The organism is Tamlana sp. s12 (assembly GCF_016767215.1).
GTDB classification, from domain to species: Bacteria; Bacteroidota; Bacteroidia; order Flavobacteriales; family Flavobacteriaceae; genus Pseudotamlana; species Pseudotamlana agarivorans.
Window position 1 is genome coordinate 409,662 of record NZ_CP068547.1, and the last position, 23,056, is coordinate 432,717.

The 23,056-nt window shown below is 36.1% G+C and carries 16 protein-coding genes; all 16 read right to left on the minus strand.

Features of this window, described 5'->3' with window-relative positions:
* Positions 1-56: 56 nt before the first annotated feature.
* A complete protein-coding gene (locus JJL45_RS01770) occupies positions 57-437 on the minus strand; it encodes a cytochrome C oxidase subunit IV family protein (protein WP_067145050.1) in 381 nt (126 codons plus the stop codon).
* Positions 438-496: 59 nt separating this feature from the next.
* Positions 497-1,477, minus strand: a complete 981-nt coding sequence (locus JJL45_RS01775; RefSeq protein ID WP_068601097.1) for a cytochrome c oxidase subunit 3 — start codon at positions 1,475-1,477, stop codon at positions 497-499.
* A 150-nt stretch (positions 1,478-1,627) separates the two neighbouring features.
* On the minus strand, positions 1,628-2,209 hold the full coding sequence (locus JJL45_RS01780) for a heme-copper oxidase subunit III (protein WP_068601095.1): 582 nt from the start codon (positions 2,207-2,209) through the stop codon (positions 1,628-1,630).
* 2 nt (positions 2,210-2,211) lie between these two features.
* Positions 2,212-3,105 carry a heme o synthase gene (cyoE, locus tag JJL45_RS01785; protein WP_068601094.1) on the minus strand — a complete coding sequence of 298 codons (894 nt, stop codon included), beginning with the start codon at positions 3,103-3,105 and terminating at the stop codon, positions 2,212-2,214.
* Between the two features lie 110 nt (positions 3,106-3,215).
* Positions 3,216-5,315 carry a gliding motility protein RemB gene (locus JJL45_RS01790; protein WP_068601092.1) on the minus strand — a complete coding sequence of 700 codons (2,100 nt, stop codon included), beginning with the start codon at positions 5,313-5,315 and terminating at the stop codon, positions 3,216-3,218.
* 241 nt (positions 5,316-5,556) lie between these two features.
* Positions 5,557-6,345 (minus strand): energy transducer TonB, encoded by a 789-nt coding sequence (locus tag JJL45_RS01795; RefSeq protein ID WP_082935827.1) that lies wholly within the window; start codon positions 6,343-6,345, stop codon positions 5,557-5,559.
* 139 nt (positions 6,346-6,484) lie between these two features.
* Positions 6,485-7,204, minus strand: a complete 720-nt coding sequence (locus JJL45_RS01800) for an energy transducer TonB (RefSeq protein WP_067145055.1) — start codon at positions 7,202-7,204, stop codon at positions 6,485-6,487.
* A gap of 71 nt (positions 7,205-7,275) precedes the next feature.
* Positions 7,276-7,644: a VanZ family protein gene (locus JJL45_RS01805; protein ID WP_082935826.1), complete on the minus strand. Its 369-nt coding sequence runs from the start codon at positions 7,642-7,644 to the stop codon at positions 7,276-7,278.
* The gene (gcvH, locus tag JJL45_RS01810; RefSeq protein WP_067145056.1) at positions 7,637-8,017 is read right to left on the minus strand and encodes a glycine cleavage system protein GcvH; all 381 of its coding nucleotides are present in this window, start codon (positions 8,015-8,017) and stop codon (positions 7,637-7,639) included. The genes JJL45_RS01805 and gcvH overlap by 8 nt, the downstream gene beginning before the upstream one ends.
* Positions 8,018-8,088: 71 nt before the next feature.
* Complete coding sequence (sprA, locus tag JJL45_RS01815) at positions 8,089-15,330, minus strand: cell surface protein SprA (RefSeq protein ID WP_202664216.1); 7,242 nt, start codon at positions 15,328-15,330, stop codon at positions 8,089-8,091.
* A gap of 6 nt (positions 15,331-15,336) precedes the next feature.
* Positions 15,337-15,918, minus strand: a complete 582-nt coding sequence (ruvA, locus tag JJL45_RS01820) for a Holliday junction branch migration protein RuvA (protein WP_067145058.1) — start codon at positions 15,916-15,918, stop codon at positions 15,337-15,339.
* 69 nt (positions 15,919-15,987) lie between these two features.
* Positions 15,988-18,270 (minus strand): NADP-dependent malic enzyme, encoded by a 2,283-nt coding sequence (locus JJL45_RS01825; protein WP_068601088.1) that lies wholly within the window; start codon positions 18,268-18,270, stop codon positions 15,988-15,990.
* A 150-nt stretch (positions 18,271-18,420) separates the two neighbouring features.
* Positions 18,421-19,350, minus strand: coding sequence for a tRNA epoxyqueuosine(34) reductase QueG (gene queG / locus JJL45_RS01830; RefSeq protein WP_068601086.1), 930 nt, complete (start codon positions 19,348-19,350; stop codon positions 18,421-18,423).
* 74 nt (positions 19,351-19,424) lie between these two features.
* On the minus strand, positions 19,425-19,961 hold the full coding sequence (locus JJL45_RS01835) for a hypothetical protein (protein ID WP_068601084.1): 537 nt from the start codon (positions 19,959-19,961) through the stop codon (positions 19,425-19,427).
* Positions 19,962-20,005: 44 nt separating this feature from the next.
* A complete protein-coding gene (ruvB, locus tag JJL45_RS01840) occupies positions 20,006-21,028 on the minus strand; it encodes a Holliday junction branch migration DNA helicase RuvB (protein ID WP_068601081.1) in 1,023 nt (340 codons plus the stop codon).
* Positions 21,029-21,236: 208 nt separating this feature from the next.
* Positions 21,237-23,030, minus strand: a complete 1,794-nt coding sequence (locus tag JJL45_RS01845) for a cbb3-type cytochrome c oxidase subunit I (RefSeq protein ID WP_068601078.1) — start codon at positions 23,028-23,030, stop codon at positions 21,237-21,239.
* Positions 23,031-23,056 lie beyond the last annotated feature (26 nt).

Below are 23,056 nucleotides of genomic sequence, written 5' to 3' on the forward strand. Positions count from 1 at the left end.
CACCTTACAACTCTATTTAACACTTAGTCTATACGCTATCAAGCGCTATTTAATTCTTAAAAATCTCTTTTTATATAGCCTTCATCATATACGCTAAATACATAACCACCTTCTTGTAATAAAATAAATACCAAGTAAGCTATTAAAAAGATGGCTGTCCAAACAACAGCACGTCTTAATCCTGGAGTTTCATCACGCATGTGCATGAAATCCCAAGTGATATAATAAGCTTTTACAATGGTTAGGATAATGAAAATCCAGTTTAAGGCTTTCATTCCAAATACATAACCCATTAAGATTTCAGGCTTGATAATACCTAAAATAACTTCAATTACAGTTACTATAGTTAACAAGATTAATACACCCCAAATTTTTTGAGTATTCGATTTGAATTTTAATGCGCCTCTAAATATTTCTAATTTATGATCTGTTGCCATTTTAAGTCTATTTATGTTTAGATTCCCGTTTTCACGGAAATAAAAAAGAATCTATTTTATTAAACTAGGTAGAAGAATGTAAATACAAATACCCAAACTAAATCTACAAAGTGCCAGTATAACCCCACTTTTTCAACCATTTCGTAACTCTTACGTCTTTCATAAGTTCCAATAACAACGTTGAAAAATATGATGATGTTTAAAATTACTCCAGAAAATACGTGGAATCCGTGGAATCCTGTAATGAAGAAAAAGAAATCAGCGAATAAAGGCGACCCATATTCATTTTCATGAAGATTAGCCCCTTCAACAACTTTTACGCCGTAGGTTTTAACTAGTTTTATAGACTCGTCTCTTGACAGTACGGTTTTATGACCTTCTTCTGTTAAAGTTTGCGTTCTAACTAAAATATTATCGTTTGCTTCTAAACCATGCAAAACTTCATCAACAGTAAAACTTGGTAAAGTACCTTCTGACACGAACCAAAGTCCGTTTTTATTTTCCTGTTGAACACGTTCAGCATGAGTGTCAGCAATAGCAAAATCGCCAATGGCTACACGATGACCTTCGGTATCTACAAATTGTAAAATATTACCACCTTTTGTTTTTACAGCTCCAAATTCACCTTTAATGAAAGTGTTCCACTCCCAAGCTTGAGAACCTACAAAGACCAAACCACCAATAATCGTTAAGAACATATAGATGGTTACTTTGCTTTTATTTAAATGATGACCTGCATCTACAGCTAACACCATAGTTACAGACGACATAATAAGTACAAATGTCATAAAAGCCACATAATACATGGGTGCTTCTACACCATGTAAAAATGGAAAGTGAGTAAACACTTCATCGGCAATTGGCCATGAATCAATAAATTTAAATCTTGAAAATCCGTAGGCCGCTAAAAACCCAGAAAAAGTTAATGCATCTGAAACGATGAAAAACCACATCATCATTTTACCATAACTGGCTTTTAAAGGCTCATTACCACCCGTCCATGTTTGGTCCGATCCAGCGTTTACAACTGTAGTACTCATATATAATGGTTGTTATTTAAAAGTTGCACAAAAATAATCATTTTATTCATCTGACGAAATATACGCCTTGAAATTTTAAACTATGATAATTGTCAGTTTTACTGAGAGTTAGCTGTTAAAATAATCAAAAAAATAAATGATCACTACTAATTACCTTACAAAGTAGAGGAATAAAAAGAGGTAAACCCACAGAATATCAATGAAGTGCCAAAAGGTTAGAGCTAACTCAAAACCGAGCATATTACTAGCGCTATAACGTTGTTTAAATTGATTAAAAATTACAACCAACAAACAAATTATCCCGACCACAACGTGTAGAATGTGAACCACGGCTATTAAATAAATATACGACATGGTTACATTACTTGTAGGCCCTGTAAAATTGTATCCCAAATCAATAATTTGCTGAAATCCCGCAAATTGGTTATAAATAAAAAACACGCCTAAAACTAGTGTCGCTAACAACCAAAGCATAGTAGCTTTATTTTGGCCTGCTTTTAAAGCTTTTTTGGCCATTATAAAAGTAACACTACTAATTACAATAAACACCGTACTAATTAAAAAGGCATTTGGCAATAGGAAATCTTTTAACCAATCAGGTCGGCTACTACTCACTACAAAGGCACTGGTCCAACCAGCAAAAGACATTACCAATGAAATGATTCCAAACCAAAGCATCATTTTTTTTGCTCTGCCAATTTTCTCTTCTTTAGTCCCTTGGGTTAAGTCCATGATTATCGTATAAATTTATCTATAACGTAAACAATTTGAATAAGTGTTATGTAAGACACACTCACTAACATTAATTGTCTTGCAGCTTTCTCGGTCATTTCTCTAAACAATCGTACCGCATAATGCAGCATGAATAGTCCGCACAGAAATACAATAACCGCTGCTACAATCGAAAGTTTTAATTCGCCTGTAAAACCAAAAACAGGAATAATAGACACAATGATGGTCCAAATGGTATACATGATAACCTGCACTGCAGTTCCGCGATCTTGTTTTCCGGTGGGCAACATAAAGAAGCCCCCTTTTTTATAATCTTCAAATAAAAACCAACCTATAGCCCAGAAATGTGGGAATTGCCAAAAAAACTGTAAAGCGAATAAAGTTCCTGGCTCAATACCAAAATTATCGGTTGCAGCAACCCAGCCTAACATAAAAGGAATGGCTCCAGGAATGGCTCCTACAAATACCGAAATAGGTGTTTTGGTTTTTAACGGCGTATAAACACAGGTGTAAAGAAAAATAGAAATCGCACCAAACATAGCCGTTTGCTTGTTAATGGTATACAGAATAATGATGCCGAGTACTGTAAAAATAGAAGCAATAACAAAAGCGGTATTAACAGACATACGTCCAGCTGGAATTGGTCTGTTTTTTGTACGGTCCATTAAGGCATCTAAATCTTTTTCTATAATCTGATTGAAAGCATTGGAAGCACCAACCATGAAGTACCCTCCAAAGGCTAATAACACGAGCACTTTAAGATCAATAACATCGACACCTAACAAATAGCCTGCAAGCGATGAAAACACGACGCTTAAAGACAAGCGCATCTTGGTGATCTCTTTAAAATCTGAAATAACAGTAGGTTCTTGTATGGCTGATTTTGAACGACTCAATATAATTTTCCTTGACGGTTTTTTTAATGCGAGTGCAAAGATACTCTATAAAAGCATTTTAGCAAGCCGAATAAAGTTAAAATAACGAGGCTGAAAAAAGGCAAATTAACTTAAAAATCGAAATACCAGTTAAATAAATCGGTACGCACACCAACAGTAAACCACACAGTATTATTTTTATATGTCGTAGATGTTGTAGCATCTGGATCGAAATCTCTAAAGGTCACATCTCCAAAAATCTTCATGTTAGAAGCTACATTTAACAAATATCCTGCTTGTAAATTACCATTAAAGATATTGGTTCTAATACCCTGGCCAACTTCAACACCAGTATCATAAGGACGATCATAATAGTCTCTGTAGATATCCCCACCATAACTGTAATTATCAACATCATCATCAAAGTCGAAACCACGAACTCCAAAAATAAGTTTAGCATTAGCAAACCATCTTTTATAATGATAACGTCCAATAACAATAGCTTCACTAAAATTGGAATTCCATAAATGCGCCATAGACTGGTTACTATTGGCATAATTAAGCACAATAGTATTATGGGAGTATGTATACGGTCTTACGCGATTATACTCAAATTGGAGCAATAAATTATCAACTTTAAAGGCATCAAAATATTTTATACCCAATTGGTATCCGTATTTATTCTTATAACTTTTTTCACCTCCTGTCATGTCTGCAAGTGAAAATTCATCTAAAATTAGCTGTCCATATAAGTACATCTTATCATTCCACTTATATTTAGCCGTAGCTCCCAAAAGGGCATTACCTGCTCCTTGACCCGTTTCAAATTCTATAGCTCTATAAAAAATAATCGGATTCAAGTAATTCACATCGAAACCTCTATCATTGGAATCATCCCACACTACCGATTCAAAGAAACCCAGATTTAAACGTTTCGTTACATTCCAACTTAAAAAATGATTACCAATATATTTTCTTTTGTAGGCTTTATCTTCAAGAACTTCATCGCGAACATCCATAAGCCACATCCAAGTATTGGTATACTTCATTTTCCAAAAAGTGGTGTTAATTTTGAAGAAGGGGTACGGCGTTGAAACATCACTTAGAACTAAAGATCTATAACCATCTCCTATAAAGGATTTCCCATGTCCGAATTGAAAATTAAAATATTTTGAAGGTGTATAAGATAAATAAGCCTCGGCAACCGGATAATCGTATGCATCTGTTCTGTAGCGCTTAGCAATGCCTCGACCAGGTATGAGGGCTGGGTCTGGCCCTGCAGCTTTCAGGGTTTCTGCATAGCGATTAAAATAATCGGAAAAACGACCTTGACTTTCTAAAAACGAGGTGAAAAAACTAAATTTATCGCCAAAACCACCTTGAATTACAATACCTCTGGTATTGTTATAAGTATAACTAAAGTCGGCATCCTGATCTTTACCCATTTGAATATCAAAAACAGGATCGACTGTAAACCAATAATTATCGGTTTGTAACTGAACAAAGTTCTCGTTCCAAAGTTTACGCCCTACCCAGGTCTTTCTATCTTGAAGTAGTTTTTCATTTTCGGCATTGAAATCGTAATATTTTGAAACTTCTGAGTAGATAAATGGTTTGGCACTGGTATGGCTGTTCGTCCCTACGAGATTCATCTCTTTATCGAACTTTGCATAGTCACTATGTACAAATGGAATGTTTAACTGACTTTTATAATTTGGTTTATTGAAGGCACGCGTTTGGGCTGTTACACTATCGAATTCACGCTTCGCCTGCTGCTCTAATACTGTTAATTTATTTGCTTTAGCTAAGTCTTGAGAAGACACTTTTTGATTAACTAATGGAATTTTAATAGGAAAGGAATACTGCTTAAAAGTATTTCGAGAATTATAGGTAGCTGGTGTAATAGTAGGAAAAGTAGAAAAAACACGAATGGCTTCCTTTTTAAGCTCATCATACATCGCATCGATATAAATCACTCGAAAAGTTCCAGTGGTATCCACCTCAAAAAGTACGACTACTTCACCTTTATAATTTTCTTTATAAACCCGCTCTGGCACCTGAAACTCATTATAAATATGATTAAAAACGGATTGATCAAAACACTGTTGAAGCGAATCTATAGATACCGATGTACACTCTGGAAAAACAGGTGGTTTTTCTTTTAAAATAGAGCGTTGTGCATGCCCTTTAACCTGTATAATAAGTAGGATAAGTACAATGAATTGCTTCATGTTTGTTTGGATAGAATGGTTTTAGAGCGGAAAGATACTATATTTTTTATATTCTTAATTTAAAGTACTCTATATTGATACTGTAGATTGAAAAAAAGAAGTCACTTTGCCATTTATTAAATGAGCCGCTTGAAGGATAGAACTTGCCGAAACACATGTCCATAATAAATATTAGAGTATTTCGACAAGCTTCATTTAACACATACTACTTCGCTTTTCGGACAGTATACTTTTTAAGTCATTATTGTACTTGAAAAACGATAGGCAAAGTATATACCACACCAACGTGCTTGTCATACTGTCTACCTGGTGTCATTTCTGGAATATAGTTAATAACACGTTTGGCTTCCTGCTCTAACTCCTGATTAGGAGCACGTGTTTTAACATTAGTAACATGCCCTGTTTTATCAATAGTAAACTGCACTTGGATACGCTGACGTCCTGTTAAACCATAATTGGATGCTATATCGCTACCTTGAAACTTCTTTTGAACCAATTGGGTTATTTTATCGGACATACATTTTTTTCTAGCTTCATTTCCATTGACTTTTTCACAGCCAGGATAAATTGGAGCTTCTTGAATAGCTCTAAAAGTAACAGGTTCCTCATCGGTAGGTTTTTCAACTAACGGTGCTAGCGTTTCGAGGGTAACAGGCTGAATTGGCACTACCCTTTCGACATCCTCAAATAAAAGATCTTCCGGCTCATCATTTTTTATAACTTCAAAAGACAAAGGTTCCTTTGGGGCCCTTTTTTTGATGGGCTCAACGGTTTCTGGAACTTTTGTTTTAATAAGCGGCACGTCTACCCAAGCTAATTCCTCAATTGGAGGTAAATCGTCATCAACTTTTGGAATGGTGGTTTCAAAATTTAATTCCAATAAACCAAAAGCAACCAACAAGCATAAGATGATACCTACTTGGAAATAGATGGTGGTGTTTTTCTGTAAATTCACATCATGCTTTTGTGACTTTCTCATGGTTTTACCATCTTGACGTACAAAATCCCGGTTTTTACTTTGAATCTTCATAATATTACCAAATTAAATGTTAATAATTTCTTAAAGACACAAGAAGCATACCAAAAAAAGAAATCCCGTTACAAAAGGATTGTAACGGGATTTTGATTTATTATCTAGATTACATTGAGTAACCTTGTATATGAAAACCTTAATCTTGAACTTGGAAGATAATTGGTAAAGAATAAGGTACATTTACCGGCTTACCACGTTGTTTTCCAGGTTGCATTTTAGGTAATAAGTTAATTACACGAGCAGCTTCCTTTTCTAAACCAGGGTGTGGTGCTCTTGCTCTTACTCCTGTAATAGATCCTGTTTTATCAATTTTAAAGATCACGTTAATACGCTGTCTTCCCGATAAACCTAACTCACTAGCTAACTCTGTATTAAACTTTTTATTTACAAACTGAGAAATCTTTTTAGACATACAATCTCTTTTCTCGTTGTTGCTTCCTTTTTCACAACCAGGGAAAATTGGCACATTTTCAATTACTGAAAACGGTACATCTACATCTTCCTCTACCTCTTCTACTTCTACTTCTTCAACCTCTACAATTTCAGTTTCTTGATCAACTTCAGTAGATTCGATTACAGTTTCTTCAACCTCTACCTCATCTTCAACGATCTCGATAACTTCTGGAGCTGCAGGTGGCGGTGGTGGCGGTGGTGGTGTTTGAATTTGTTCTGTTAATGGAATATCTTCTTCTAATTCCTCATCCATATTCACCATTCCAATATCTATATCTTCCTTATCGTAAGTTTTATAGTTTATTGCATAATTTGTAAGAAATAGCATTAGTGCTAGGCCAACAGCAAAATATAATGAACTGTTACGTCCTACATTTGCTTTGGGATTTTTTTTAACTTCCATAATTTAATTCGTTTATCAAGATTGCTAAAATAACTATTTATTTACCAAAATAACAAGCGTTTCAAAAGTTTTTAACGCAGGACTTTGTTTTTAACTAATAGGATTAAAGATGCTAAGAGGGCGCCAAGGGTATTTGCCACCATATCATAAACATCTAACGACCTAGAAACCGTCAATGTACCTTGTAAAACCTCAATAATTATACCAAAAACTACGGCTAAAATTAGTGCGTAATATACAGCGGGTTTATTGGCCATCTTAAAATTAAGTAAAAAGGTTCCAAACCATAAAATAGTTAAGAGACCATAGGCCAGAAAATGAAAAATCTTATCACCAAAAGAAACCCCAATATCTGGAACATTCTTAAGCGTGATAAGACAAACCGTTGCTAATAAAACAGTATAGCTTACTGCAGCGATAGGTACAATTTTATTAAGCACCTATAAGGCTTTTATATTCTTCAGATGAAAGCAAACCATCAGCTTGAGATAAATCAGAGCATTTCACTTTAATCATCCATCCATCACCGTAAGGATCTGAATTTACCTTTTCAGGTTCATCTTCTAACGCATCGTTAAACTCAATAATTTCACCAGCTAGAGGCAAAAATAAATCAGACACGGTTTTAACAGCTTCAACTGTTCCGAAAACTTCATCGGCATCTAATGTTTCATCTAGAGTTTCAACCTCCACATAAACGATATCTCCTAATTCACTTTGTGCAAAATCTGTAACGCCTATCGTAGCGATATCGCCTTCTAATCTAACCCATTCGTGATCTTTAGTGTACTTTAATTCTGAAGGAATATTCATGTCTAATATTTTAAGTTAATAATTTGCAACAAATGTATTTATTCAAATGTTAAATTCAAACTGCTTTTCTGTTAATTCCCAAAATTATAACGAATAGTTAATCCTGACCTTACAGTTGTTTGTGGAAATGCGGTAGAAATAGCATAATCTGAAAACGTATAATCGAAATAAAAGATTCCCGTTAGGTTTTTACTAAAGGCATAGTCGGCTGTATACTTTACACCCCAAATGGTTTGCCCTGAAGTAATTTGATTATTATCTAAATCCAAATACCTAACAATCGTTTTATTATCTCTTACCGAAACATCGGCTTTCATATTTAAATCACTAATAATACGCTTCTGAGGCCCCGCTAATTTAGATCGGATTCGTAAATCTTTAATACGATATCCCAATCCTAATATGTATTCATTACCATGAACTTCGGTCATTAAATTATTATCAAAACTCAGGGACAGCAATCGGTCTTTTTTAATTTCGGCTAATATTTTAACCGAGTTTTTCATTTCCATGTCAATGCGCATAAGCGGACTAAACATTTCGGTTAAATTGATATTACTATACAGTGTTTCGTTTTTAAAATTCCCTGATTGATCTAAAGCCTCGGCTGGTTGATTCACGTAAGGTGTACCAGGTATTGGTTTTTCATTGTCCTTCGGATCTAAATTCAAGTTTAAATTCGTTGAAAACTGATTGATGGTATACGTGGAACGGTAACCATGTGTTAACGAGAATCGTTTAAAGTTCTTTTTAAACCACCCAAACTTCATGAACCCGGTATATTTCAAATCCCAGTTCGGGATTGGCACGTTTCTAAAAGTTTCTGTAGTTATGTTTTCGGCATCTTTTCCTTGGTAGGCTGCTAAAAATGATGGCAATAATACCTGTTGATTGTTCTTACCAAATCCTAAAGGATAACCCTCAGCATCTCTAGCATAATTGGTAGTACCGTAAAACTCCTCTGCCAAACGATCGGCTATTTTTATTCTATTCGATCTAAATTCTGTAAAAGCTTCTGAAGTCGTTTCATCGCTAGCTTGAAAGGCTGTTTTTATTAATAGTGTTGAAATATTATAGTTTCCAAAGGTATTTGGTGTTAAGGAAAGATACTCATCGTTTTCTATTCTATAATTTTCGGAGTAATTTTCATAGTATGATCGGTTACCCAGAATATCAATTTTTAAATCTCTTACTGGTTGTACTGACGCCGAAATATCTAACTGCTTGGTTTCAGTGGTGGTATACTGCTGATTAAATTCTGGAAACAGTGTTAACCATCCATTTCTAGCTGCCCTGTAACGTACATCACTTTGTCCTCCCAAAACAAATCCTAACGTTGGCTTTGTAGTCCCTAGGAAACCAGGCGTGTGAACAAAACCAGGTAAAAAGGTTCCGTTATTTTCAGAATAATTAATTTGAATTCTTTTAACGCTTGTTAAAATATCGATAGCGGCATTTAATGCTTTTGTTCCGGCTTGCCCCTTTGTTTTAGGCTCCGGTTTTTGTTCCATGCCTTCGGGAGTAGCAGCTGGTCGACCTGGCACACCTCGTGACCTTGCGCGACTAACAGGCCTTTTGGTTAAACCAATATATTTATATAATCGATTCATATCCATAGACGAGTTGATGGTATGAACGTTAGAATTCTGAATGGTATTTCCTAAGTCGTAAACCGCACCAGTAGACTCCAGAGTCACTTCTTGATACAAATCGGAACTTTTTTGCCATTGGAAGCTACCTGTGTATTGGTAGGTAAGATCTAAAAAGCTAAAGGTTGGAATTTTATTGATGGGCACTTTATAGGTAAGCCCTAAATTCTGCATCTGTCGGTTAGGGTCTCCAAAATCTAGCATGCCATTCCATATATCTAGGGTTTCATCCTGTTCACCAGCTTCAAAATCGTCATTCTTAAAATAGTTTCGTACAATATTACTATTAGTGGCCGTATAATTTAACTGTAAGGATTTGGTTAAATTATAATTTATAGTGTATTGGAAGTCGAACATATAGTTTCTTCGATACAATTCTTCAATGCCGATATTGTCACCCGTAAGATCTACTTCTCTAAATTTTTGTCGGTTATATTGTCGATTTAAATCGGAGTTAACCGTAAAACTTGCTGGCAACAGGTTTAAGTTAAAATCCTTTAAAATTTTCCAATACTTACCTGTAAACAAAGAATCGTTCTTTTGAAAAGGCTCGATAACCAGAGGCTCAAAATTATGGGCATAATTAGCCCCTAATCGTAAAGTTTTATTAACAGAGTTCTCAATTTCAAAATCTCGATGTTCAATTTTATTATAAGAATAATTAAGCGTAAAATTTTCAACATCGTAAAAACGAGGTTTCGCATCGGTAGTACGCACCTTTCTGACGCCTATAAAGTTAATACTGTGACGCATGGTGTAATCTTCCGACTGTTCTTTAATACGTTCTCTTTCGGCAGCATCATTAGCAGCATCCAAACGTGATTCTAACGTTAAATCTTTATATAACTGATCATATTTAGGTGTAATAAGAGCTTCACCTCGACCATAATTAAAAGGCAATTGTACGCCCCATTTTTTAGGTAATAGCTGCCCCACATTCACATTGGTAACCACATCATATTGCTGAAGATCTTCAAGACTCCGTTGGCTTGGCCCTTGTTCTAACGACCCAAAACCAGAAGTGCTTTGACGCCCTGTCGCGCTTATATTTGCAAAATCTGCAATGTTAGAATCCATGCTTACCACAGCCGCCCAACCGCCATGATTGTCAAGGTCTGACATGCGCAATTCGTTAAACCAAATTTCTCCACATACATCAGTGCCACTAGCATTCTTAACCCCTACCATTAGTGTTCGAATATCACCAAAGTTAGGATTTCCTTTAATTGCCACACGATTCTGCCCTAAAACATAGCCCGTAAATGGATCGCTTACAGGTAATACATCATCGCCAATGACATCATAATATGTTAAATCGGCATTGCCGCTAGAGATGCTTTCGGCTTTAATATCTCCTAATACTTCAATAGGCAAGTTTATTTCATTCACGTCTGGCCATAACTCGGACCCTTTGACTTGTAATGGAATTTCAATTTGATAGTAATTCTCTGTAAGGTCATTACCCATACGAATGAATCCTACTAAGTCTTTATCATCTAAGGTTCCAACAGAAGCATCTTGATCTTCGGCATGAAAGAACATGCGAATGCGTTTGTATTGACGCATATCTAAATCGATATTTTTGTATACACCTCTTGAATCTTCGGCTTCCAGACCACAAACTTCAACCACTAAAGATTGTTCATTTTGACGAATAACGGTGTTGTTATTATACAATTGTTCTGGAACAATACCTGGTGGACTTTCATAACGCCCTTCGTTCTCTAGAGTACCTATAACCCCAACTGAAAATTCGGTGTTAGGATCGATAGGGTCTGGGTCATTTTCATCTAAAGGCAAGGTATAACGTCGCCAATCGCTTCGCACTAAATCGAGTGTCCCAAAACGGAAAACCGTTGGCTCGGTAAACTCTTTTAAATAAATTCTTGAAAAACGTACCGATCTTAAATCTGAAATATTTCCAACAGATTTAGCATGTGTACCTTCAACAGGAACTCTAAACTGATACCATCTTACATTTACAGACTGACCGTTTGGTAATTGACGTGGACGTTCCTTATAATCTCTTAAAAACTGCTTTAAAGGATTACTATCTGGAATGTTCTCAAAGTCAGCTTCGGTTGTTGGTAAATTTTGTCTGTTTAATTCCAGCTCATACTCGTAATAACTATCAATGGTGTTCATGGTGTTATCACGATTAATATCTTCCACATCGGGTTGGGTGTTTGCACCACGGTCTGTGTTAGAAAATCCGTCAGGGGTATTCCCTTCTACCCCGTTATACTTTTTATATCTATCGAAAATATTACCATCGGTATTTAAAAAATATACATAATTATCATTAGAAGGGTCGTCGCCAAACTGTGCTCCAAATTCCATAATTTCTTGAGCATCACTATAACCATCATAACCTATATCCTGATTAATCCGTTCCTCCCCTGTACTATCAAAAGCATATACTAAAGATTGGTTTTGTGGTGTTACCGTTCCCCAGTCGGTTGGCTGTAAGAAAGTAACATCACCATCTTTTGGCAATCCATTTTCATACAACTTCTTCCCATCCTTAATAATATCTTCTGAAATATTTCCTAAGTTAAAAACCAGCTTACCTCCAGGGTTATTAGGATTATCTTGAAAGGGATCCTGTACCCAAAAATCGATATACTCTACATTTTGTTGTTCAAAATCGGTTGAAGTAATTTGTCTCGTAATTCCAGCCCAACTGTCCTGCGGATTATTTATCACGCCACTAGCGGCATTGGGATCGAAGTTATAAGGCCCGCGTTCGTTAGGATAATAAGCTAAATCTAAAGTAAATAATACGGAATTCTGCCCCTGAACTAAATCTCTATCTGGAAATAATTCGTTAATAAATACACGACTGGTATACAATCCTGAAATATCATCATCGGTCATACCATCTGGACGTTGACTACTGTAAAAAACAGGGTCGATAGAATACCAGTTTAACATGGCACGTTGATATCCATTTTGAATACCATTATTATCTTGATTTGGATTACTTGGAATATTTAAATCCAAGGGCCTACTAGACAAAACCCATGACAGTTGCGATTTTAAATCAATACTATTTTGAGAACCTTCAAAGTCGTCTATATATGAGGTCGCTTCTCCGTTCAAATCGGTACCCTTTGGAGCACCTGGAGAAAGATAAGCGAATTCCCCTCTAAGAGAAACGTTCGATTCTACATCGGTATCGATATTTGGTAGTTTATTAACTAAACGCGTTAAGAACGGTACTTTAGTAGCGTAATTTCCATTTACACCAAAAATAGAGTTGTTTATTGATTCCGTGCCGTAGTTTGCTTTTTGTGTTATAGGACGCTCATTAAGATTTAAAAACGTACCACCTAAAACAAAATTATCGTTAAACTGATGTTGGACGTTAAATCCTGTAAAACGTCTTGTTTGTTGTCCGAAAACGGCATTATTCTCTGTAGAAACTTCAATGGGCGTGTTGGAAGCTTTTAAAGCTTCATCTAAAATTTGCACCCTTCCCAATTGGTAATTTACGGTATAATCGATGCCTTCAACTAAAACACGACCTCCTGCTGTAACACGTACAGAACCACGAGGCACATTAAACGAGCCTATTGGAATACCATCGCCACCAGTAGATTTATAACGCCCTTGTAATTTAAACTTGTTTTTTTCTACGTAATCTAAAGCCTTCGTTTTAGTTTCTGAATAAAGCTTATCAAATACATATTTCTTTTGATCGTCGTTATAGGAAGTATCATCCTCATAATTTCCACCCCCAAGCACATCAAATAAATACTCTCCAAAAGGCTCGGCACTTGTAAACACAATTTTACCATTTACGGGAATGACTGTGATACCTGGAACAAAATCGAAAAAACCATCACCACGACTTTGTGGATCGTTATTATAATTTAATTTATCTAAGTTGAAAACCCTTAATAAAGGTATATTTTGAATTAAGTCTTCTTGATTGGTATTAGTTCCAATCGGATTTCCATTAATATCGTTAGCAAATTCACTACCAACAGGTTTTATAAAGTTTAAAGGCGTCGATTCATTGTAAAAGATATTCAGTTTAAAATCCTCAACACTTAGATTATAAGCCCCCGTGTCGTAGATGTTTTTCATCATTAAATCCCAAACTGGCTGATTTACATTGGTCACACTACTTTTTAACATTTTAAGCAAAAGTGCCGAGTTAACCACATTGGTAACGTTTCCATTGTTATCGGTATCCACATCGGTAGCATCTACCCCATCATTAGCAAATTCTCCAACCTGATACACCTTCCCTGAAATAGTATATTGAAAAGCTACAGCTAAAACTTCATCGTTACTTAACCGTTGGTTTAACGAAATATATCCTAATTCTGTATTTAAAGTATATTCTTGACCCTCAATTAATTTTCTTGCATTTTCTAGTTTAGCATAATCAGGCCCTTCACTTACATTTGGCACTAAAATACCAGATTGCACAGTAGCAATATCCCTTACAGCAGGAGTTAGTTGTGATCCAGGACCACCAATATTGGTTGGGTCAAAATCATTATTTCCATTATCTGGAAAGGCACCAGGCCCAACGTTTACGAAATCATTTGGAGGTGTTTGCAAACCAATTCTATCTGATTCTCCTAAATCTTGCAAGGCCACAACGTTTCGTACATTTTCAGTACGATTACTTCGGTTGGTTACCCAAACTTCCAAACGTTTAATTTGTAAACCTTTGTTATTTATAAAAGGATAGTTAGATAACGCAGCGTCGTAGGTTTCTCTAAAATATTGTGCTAAGAAAAAGTGCCTGTTTTCATCATAATCCCTAATAAAAACATCAAACTCTTCGAGGGTTCCACCACCTTGAGCCACAACGGTATTGGATTGTGATTTTTGTTCAGAAAAAATCCCTGTAATGGTGGTTTTACCAAATTGAAGTTGCGCCTTAACACCGAATAAACTTTGTGCTCCAGTAATCAAGGAACTATTCAATGGCATGCTCACATTACCAACTTCTATTTTCTGAATAATATCGTCTTCAGTTGGTGTGTATTCTAATTTTATTAAATTCTGAAAATCGAATGTAGATTGTGTATCGTAATTCGTGTTTATTTGAAGACGTTCTCCTACTTTACCTGTCAAACTCAAACTTATTCGCTGATCGAAATCAAAGGTTAAGTTACTTCTATTTCTAGGTGAAAATGATGGGTTGTCTTGTTTTGAATACAATATTCCCAGATCCATTTCAACAGAACCTTGAGGAATAATTTCTATAGTATTTCCTCCAAAAATGCTTTCAAAAAGTCCGGAGTTGATATAAAACTCAGGCAGTAAGTTTCTACGACCTTCTTCAGAGCCTTCTTTTTTACCATCAAAAGCATCAATTTTTTCTTTATAATATGCTCTTAGATTTTCTCTCGCGACTAACTCATAATACTCCTTTGGCGTTAAGATTACCGGAAAACGAATATCATACTCCCCAATTTTTTCGGTATAAATATATCGGTTAGAAACAGGATCGTAAGTGTATTTAGATACTACACTTGACGGCATTGGCTCTTTTATATTTCCAACATGATACCCAGGTTCTGGCGGAATGGAATCTTGAGGTGTTCCTTGCCCCCATACATCTGTAAAACAGCATAGGGCAAAAAGCAATAAAAAACACGGTTTAATTGATTTATAAAATTGAAGGTTAGTTATTTTCAAAATGAATTATAAATTTTTTAAAGCCTGCTTAATGATGGTTTCGACATTAGCATCTGGTTGGGCTATCATAATCTTATCTACTACACGTTCGGCTTGTTTTTTAACAAAACCAAGAACTTCTAAAGCTGATAACGCTTCATCCTTATTGGTATTGCCCTGTGAAACAGAAACTTCATCAATATCATAAATCTTAATGATTTTATCTTTCAACTCAATAATAACACGTTGTGCTGTTTTGGCTCCAATTCCTTTAATGGATTGGATTAAAGCCACATCACCAGTAGCTATCCCTTCACGAACTTGCTTAGGCGTTAGTGACGACAACATGGTACGTGCAATGCTAGAACCAATGCCACTTACAGAAATTAGCAATCTAAAAATTTCACGTTCGGCAAGACTTGAAAAGCCGTATAAAGTATGAGAATCTTCTTTAACTTGAAGATGAGTATATAATTTTAAGTGTTCTCCCTCGGGAATTTGAGAGTAGGTATGTAAAGATATATTAAGTAAATAGCCCACGCCGTTACAATCTATAACAACGTGGGTTGGATTTTTATCGGTGAGTTTACCTTGAATATGGGTTATCATCTATGTCAGTTGGTTATCTGACCAAATGTAATAAAATTATTTTCATTGGAAATATAATGAAACCCCCTTTTATGAATCTAATTGTTCTTTCTTCTGTGCATCAATCACAGCAATTGCGGTCATATTCACAATTTCGTCTACACTAGCACCTAATTGTAGGATATGAACAGGTTTACTCATACCCATCATAATTGGTCCTATAGAATCTGCCTCATTCAATTCCTTTATTAATTTATATGTGATATTGGCTGAGTCTAAATTTGGAAAAATAAGCGTATTCACCTTTTGTCCTACTAATTTCGAAAACGGGAATCGCTCTTTAAGCATCTCGTTATTAAGTGCAAAATCGGTTTGTAATTCACCATCAACAATTAAATCTGGTGCATGACGATGTAAATACGATACCGCTTCTCTCACTTTTGTAGCCATTGGATTTGATGAAGACCCAAAGTTAGAATAGGATGTCATGGCCATAACAGGTTTCATTCCAAACATTTTAACAATCTGAGCGGTCATTTGTGCTATTTTAGTAAGTTCTCTGGCATTAGGATCAATATTAATAGAGGTATCACTTAAAAATAAAGGACCACGTTTGGTCATCATCACGTTTGTAGTTGCTACTCTATTGACCCCTTTAGCCATACCAATAACCTCTAACATAGGTTTTACAACGGTAGGATAGCTTCTTGAATATCCTGAAATTAATGCATCGGCATCACCTTCACTAACCATCATGGCTGCAAAATAATTACGCTCTCGCATTAAACGTTGTGCGGCATATAGTGTTACACCTTTACGTTTACGTTGTTCCCAGTAAACTTTGGCATATTTATTTTTACGTTCGTCTTCTTCATCAGTTTTAGGATCAATGATGATCACATCATCAACGTCAAACTCAATTTCGTTCATTAAGCTTTTAATGGTATCCTTTCTTCCTAATAAAATAGGAATGGCCACACCTTCTTCATGAACAATTTGAGCAGCTTTAACAACGGCTAATTGATCAGCTTCAGCAAAAACCACACGTTTAGGATTTAATTTAGCACGGTTTAAAAGCAATCTTACAAATTTATTATCAGACCCCAAGCGCTCTCTTAAAACATCTTGGTAATCTTCCCAATTGGTAATAGGCTCTTTAGCAACACCACTTTCCATAGCCGCCTTTGCTACTGCTGGAGGCACTTCGGCAATTAAACGTGGATCGAAAGGTTTAGGAATGATATACTCTTTACCAAAAGTTAAACGTGTTTCCCCGTAGGCAATGTTTACTTGTTCTGGAACTGGTTCTTTAGCTAATCGCGCCAGAGCTTCTACAGCAGCCATTTTCATGGCTTCATTGATTTTAGTTGCTCTAACATCTAATGCTCCTCTAAATATAAACGGGAAACCAAGAACGTTATTCACTTGATTAGGATGGTCGCTCCTACCCGTTGCCATAATAATATCTTTACGTGTTGCAATAGCCACCTCGTATTTAACCTCTGGATCTGGGTTTGCCATGGCAAAAACAATAGGATTTTCGGCCATTGCCAATAGCATTTCTGGCGATACAATATTGGCCATAGATAAACCAATAAACACATCGGCATCAATCATAGCTTCATCTAGAGTATCTATTTTGCGGTGGGTTGCAAATTCGGCTTTCTCGGCAGTGAGGTTGTCGCGATCATCACGAATGACACCTTTACTATCCAGCATCACCATATTTTCACGTCTAGCTCCAAAAGCTTGGTATAGACGCGAGCATGAAATTGCTGCAGCTCCAGCACCACTAATCACAATTTTTACTTCTTCAATATTCTTATTCGCAATTTCTAAAGCATTGATAAGCGCTGCCGCGGAAATGATTGCCGTACCATGTTGGTCGTCGTGCATCACAGGAATATCCAATTCTTCCTTTAAGCGTCTTTCGATTTCGAATGCACCAGGAGCTTTAATATCCTCTAGATTTATTCCTCCAAAGGTTGGCGCTATATTTTTTACAGTTGCGATAAACTCTTCAACATTTTCGGTATCTACTTCAATATCAAAAACGTCAATATCAGCAAAAATCTTGAATAGCAAGCCTTTACCTTCCATCACTGGTTTTGATGCTTCGGGACCTATGTTTCCTAAGCCTAAAACGGCTGTTCCGTTAGAAATTACGGCTACCAAATTGCCTTTAGCGGTATACTTATAGGCGTTTTCCTTGTCTTTTTCAATTTCCAAGCAAGGCTCTGCCACACCAGGTGAATAGGCTAATGATAAATCGCGCTGTGTTGCATATTTCTTAGTTGGAACAACTTTTATTTTGCCGGGGGTAGGTTTGGCATGATATATAAGGGCTTCTCTGCGTTTGCTTTCTTCGCTCATGTAGTAATTGTTTTTGTGACTAACAAATATAAGAATCCTATATTAGGATTACATGACATTTGATCTATTTAAGTCGTAAAATTTACATAAGTGACGTGCCATTTAGTTTGCAAATATTATAATTATAAACGCGTCTTAACCAACTATAGATTACTGGCCCTTTAAAAAATTTACATTTCGATTAAGTCCAGAGAACTTGGTGCGTTTGACAGCCGATTTTTTAAAAACCTTTTGAAAAGTCTCCGTCGTGATCTCCTCCCAATCCTTTTTAGTCATGGATAATAATTCGGGGTGCGGATTAAAAAGCGGTTCGTTATGTGGTTTTGAGAAGCGATTCCACGGACAAACATCTTGGCAGACATCGCAACCAAACATCCAATCGTCAAATTTACCTTGAAACTCTGAAGGGATATTTTCTTTTAACTCAATGGTAAAATATGAAATACACTTACTACCATCAACCACATAGGGTGCTGTTATGGCTTCCGTTGGGCAAGCATCAATGCAAGCCGTACAAGTACCACAGTGGTCGGTAACTCGTGAATCATATTCTAAATCCAAATCAATTATAAGTTCAGCAATAAAATAAAAAGAGCCTACTTGCTGAGTTAACAAATTACTATGTTTACCAATCCAACCCAATCCCGATTTTGCAGCCCAGGCTTTGTCTAAAACCGGTGCCGAATCGACAAATGCCCGACCGTCTACTTCACCTATTTCATCTTGAATAAAATGTAAGAGTTCTTTAAGTTTATCTTTAATCACAAAATGGTAGTCGGTACCATAAGCATATTTAGAAAGCTTATAGCTGTTTTCCGTTTGAATGTCTTCAGGATAATAATTTAACAATAAGGAGACGACACTTTTAGAACCCTCAACGAGTTTTGTAGGGTCTAGGCGTTTATCAAAATGGTTTTCCATATAACGCATTTCACCATTCATGTTATTTTTTAGCCATTTTTCCAAACGAGGCGCTTCCTCTTCCAAAAATTCGGCTTTACTAATACCACAAGACAAAAAACCGAGGCGCTTGGCTTCGGTTTTAATCAATTGACTGTATTTCGCTTTATTATCTAACATGTCATTAAGCTGCTCTATGGGCTTCTGCTCTAAATTAATAAAATTAAAACGAAGCCACTTGGAACTTTTACCTCTTAAAGTCCGAATATTTTAGCATCAACAAAAAACACTGACTTCACATTAATATGGTGATCTGATGTAATAATTTCATCGGTAATGGTAGCTAATCTTAAATTAAATTGATCCTTTTTAAGATATTTTTGAAGATCGTCATTAGAGGTATCCAATTTCAAAACGCGACTGCCGTTAGCTTCAATTTGGTCTTTCCATGAGATTTTAACTTGAGGCTCATTTTCTGCAGAAATGTAGATTTCGATGCTGTTTAGAAAATCGAAATTACCATGATCTGGTCCATCAACCTCCAAAGTCATCGATTTTAACTCAATATATTCGATAAGATTCTTTCTGGTATTATTATTTTCAAAAGTCCATTCTGAATTAGAACTGATTTCTGGGGTAAAGGCATTGAAAGGTAAATCGACTACCGCTGAAGATTCTATAACAACTTTTTCGTTATACTCTATATCAAATTGAGTAAGCTTATCCACCTTATCACAAGAAAAGACAAGGCATAATAATAACATTGAAGTAATTAATTTAAATGGTTTCATAGGTTATTTGGGGTTGATTTCAATGTAATATAAAAGATGGTTTGTTAAAATAAGCCACCTTGAGTAGCACCTTTTACACGCCCTAAATGTTTATAAGCTTCAGCAGTCACTTCACGACCGCGAGGTGTTCTCATAATAAATCCCTGCTGAATTAAAAAAGGCTCATAAACTTCTTCAATCGTTTCTGAGCTTTCACTTACAGCCGTAGCAATAGTCGAGATACCAACAGGTCCTCCTTTAAATTTATCGATTATGGTAGATAGGATTTTATTATCCATTTCATCTAAACCATGAGCATCCACATTAAGGGCTTCTAAACTGTATTTTGCGATTTTAATATCAATACTACCATTCCCTTTAATTTGGGCAAAATCGCGCACACGACGTAGTAAAGCGTTTGCTATTCTAGGGGTGCCTCGGCTTCGTCCAGCGATTTCAATGGCCGCTTCCATAGAAATAGGCACATTTAGAATACTGGCACTTCGCTGAATGATGGTGGTTAATAAATCTGTTTTATAATATTGTAAGCGACTTTGGATTCCAAATCGAGCACGCATTGGAGAAGTTAACAAACCAGATCTGGTTGTAGCGCCAACAAGCGTAAACGGGTTTAAGTTAATTTGAACCGTTCTGGCATTGGGACCCGATTCAATCATGATATCGATTTTAAAGTCTTCCATAGCTGAATACAAGTATTCCTCTACAATAGGACTTAAACGATGAATTTCATCAATAAATAAGACATCACGTTCTTCGAGATTCGTTAACAAACCAGCTAAGTCTCCTGGCTTATCTAACACAGGTCCAGAGGTCACCTTTATGCCTACATTCAATTCATTAGCAAGTATATTGGCTAGTGTGGTTTTACCCAGACCTGGAGGCCCATGAAAAAGGGTATGATCCAAGGCTTCTGAACGCAAATTAGCGGCCTGAACAAATATTTGAAGATTTTCCAATACTTGGTCTTGCCCCGTGAAGTCATCGAAAGACAGCGGCCTTAATTTCTTTTCTACATCAAACTCTTCTGGAGAAAAATTATCGTTGGTAGGGTCTAGGTTTTCGTTCATGCTAACTTCCTGCGAAGGCAGGAATCTATTTAGGTTAACTTATATTATAAATTATTATAACTCAAACTTTAATGAGATTTATAAATTCTTATAATTTAAAACACAAAAATACAATTTCAAATATAAACAAAAGCCTCTCCATAAAGGAAAGGCTTTAAATAATCTTTTGGATACTCTATTAAGAGATTCCTGCCTTCGCAGGAATAAATTAGTGATGTAACTCCACTTCACCTTCTTTGAAAGGTACGTTTTGCGGAACGAAATCAACATCATAACCTGGTTTACTATAATCGTAAGCCCAACGGTATACGTGAGGAATTTCACCTGGCCAGTTACCATGGATATGCTCTACAGGCGTAGTCCATTCTAAAGTTGTCGCTTTCCAAGGATTTTGAGTGGCTTTCTTTCCGAAGAAAATACTACTAAAGAAGTTATATAAATACACAATCTGTACCACACCACCAACTAAAGCGAACACCGTGATAATCACGTTTACGTTAGCTAAATCATCAAATAATGGGAAGTTACTGTTTGTATAATAACGACGTGGTAAACCTGCCATTCCAATAAAGTGCATTGGGAAGAATACACCATAAGCACAAACCGCAGTTAACCAAAAGTGGATATAACCAAGATTTTTATTTAACATACGTCCGTACATTTTAGGGAACCAGTGGTAGATTCCAGCAAACATACCATATAATGCAGATATACCCATTACTAAGTGGAAGTGTGCTACTACGAAATATGTATCGTGAACGTTAATATCTAAAGCTGAATCTCCAAGAATGATACCTGTTAAACCTCCAGTGATGAAAGTAGAAACAAATCCGATTGAAAATAACATCGCTGGATTCATTTGTAGGTTACCTTTCCATAAGGTTGTAATCCAGTTGAAGGCTTTTACCGCCGATGGAATCGCAATTAATAAGGTTGTAAACGTAAACACAGAACCTAAAAATGGATTCATTCCTGAGATAAACATGTGGTGACCCCATACGATTGTAGATAAGAAAGCAATGGCTAAAATAGATACAATCATGGCACGGTAACCGAAAATAGGTTTACGTGAATTTGAAGCCATAATTTCAGAAACAAGTCCCATTGCAGGTAAAATTACGATGTATACCTCTGGGTGACCTAGGAACCAAAATAAGTGCTCAAATAAAACTGGAGAACCACCTTGGTAATGTAATACTTCACCTTGAATAAATATGTCTGATAAGAAGAACGATGTACCGAAACTTCTATCCATAATTAATAACAATGCAGCTGATAATAATACTGGGAATGAAATCACACCAATAATAGCTGTAACAAAGAAAGCCCAAATAGTAAGTGGCAATCTTGTCATTGACATCCCTTTAGTACGTAAGTTTAAAACAGTAACTACATAGTTAAGAGATCCTAATAATGATGAAGCAATAAAGATAGCCATAGACACTAACCATAAAGTCATACCCATACCAGAACCACCTTGAGCCATTGGTAAAGCACTTAATGGCGGATAGATTGTCCATCCTGCAGCAGCTGGTCCAGCTTCAACAAACAATGAAATAACCATGATTACACTTGATAAAAAGAATAACCAGTAAGAAACCATGTTTAAGAAACCTGAGGCCATATCACGAGCACCAATTTGCAACGGAATAAGTAAGTTACTAAAAGTACCACTTAAACCTGCTGTAAGTACAAAGAATACCATGATGGTACCGTGGATGGTTACTAATGCCAAATAAATATCGGCATCCATAACACCGTCGGGAGCCCATTTACCTAATAATGCTTCAAATAATACATTTGGCTCTTCTGGCCATGCAATTTGCATACGGAACATCATTGACATCATGATACCAATAATTCCCATAATCGTACCTGTTACAAGGTACTGCTTAGCAATCATTTTATGATCCTGACTGAAGATGTACTTCGTTACGAAAGTTTCTTTATGATGATGTCCGTGGTCGTCTTCGTGAGCGTGAGTATCTGCGTGTGCTGACATAATCTTATAATCGGTTTGGTTTCTTG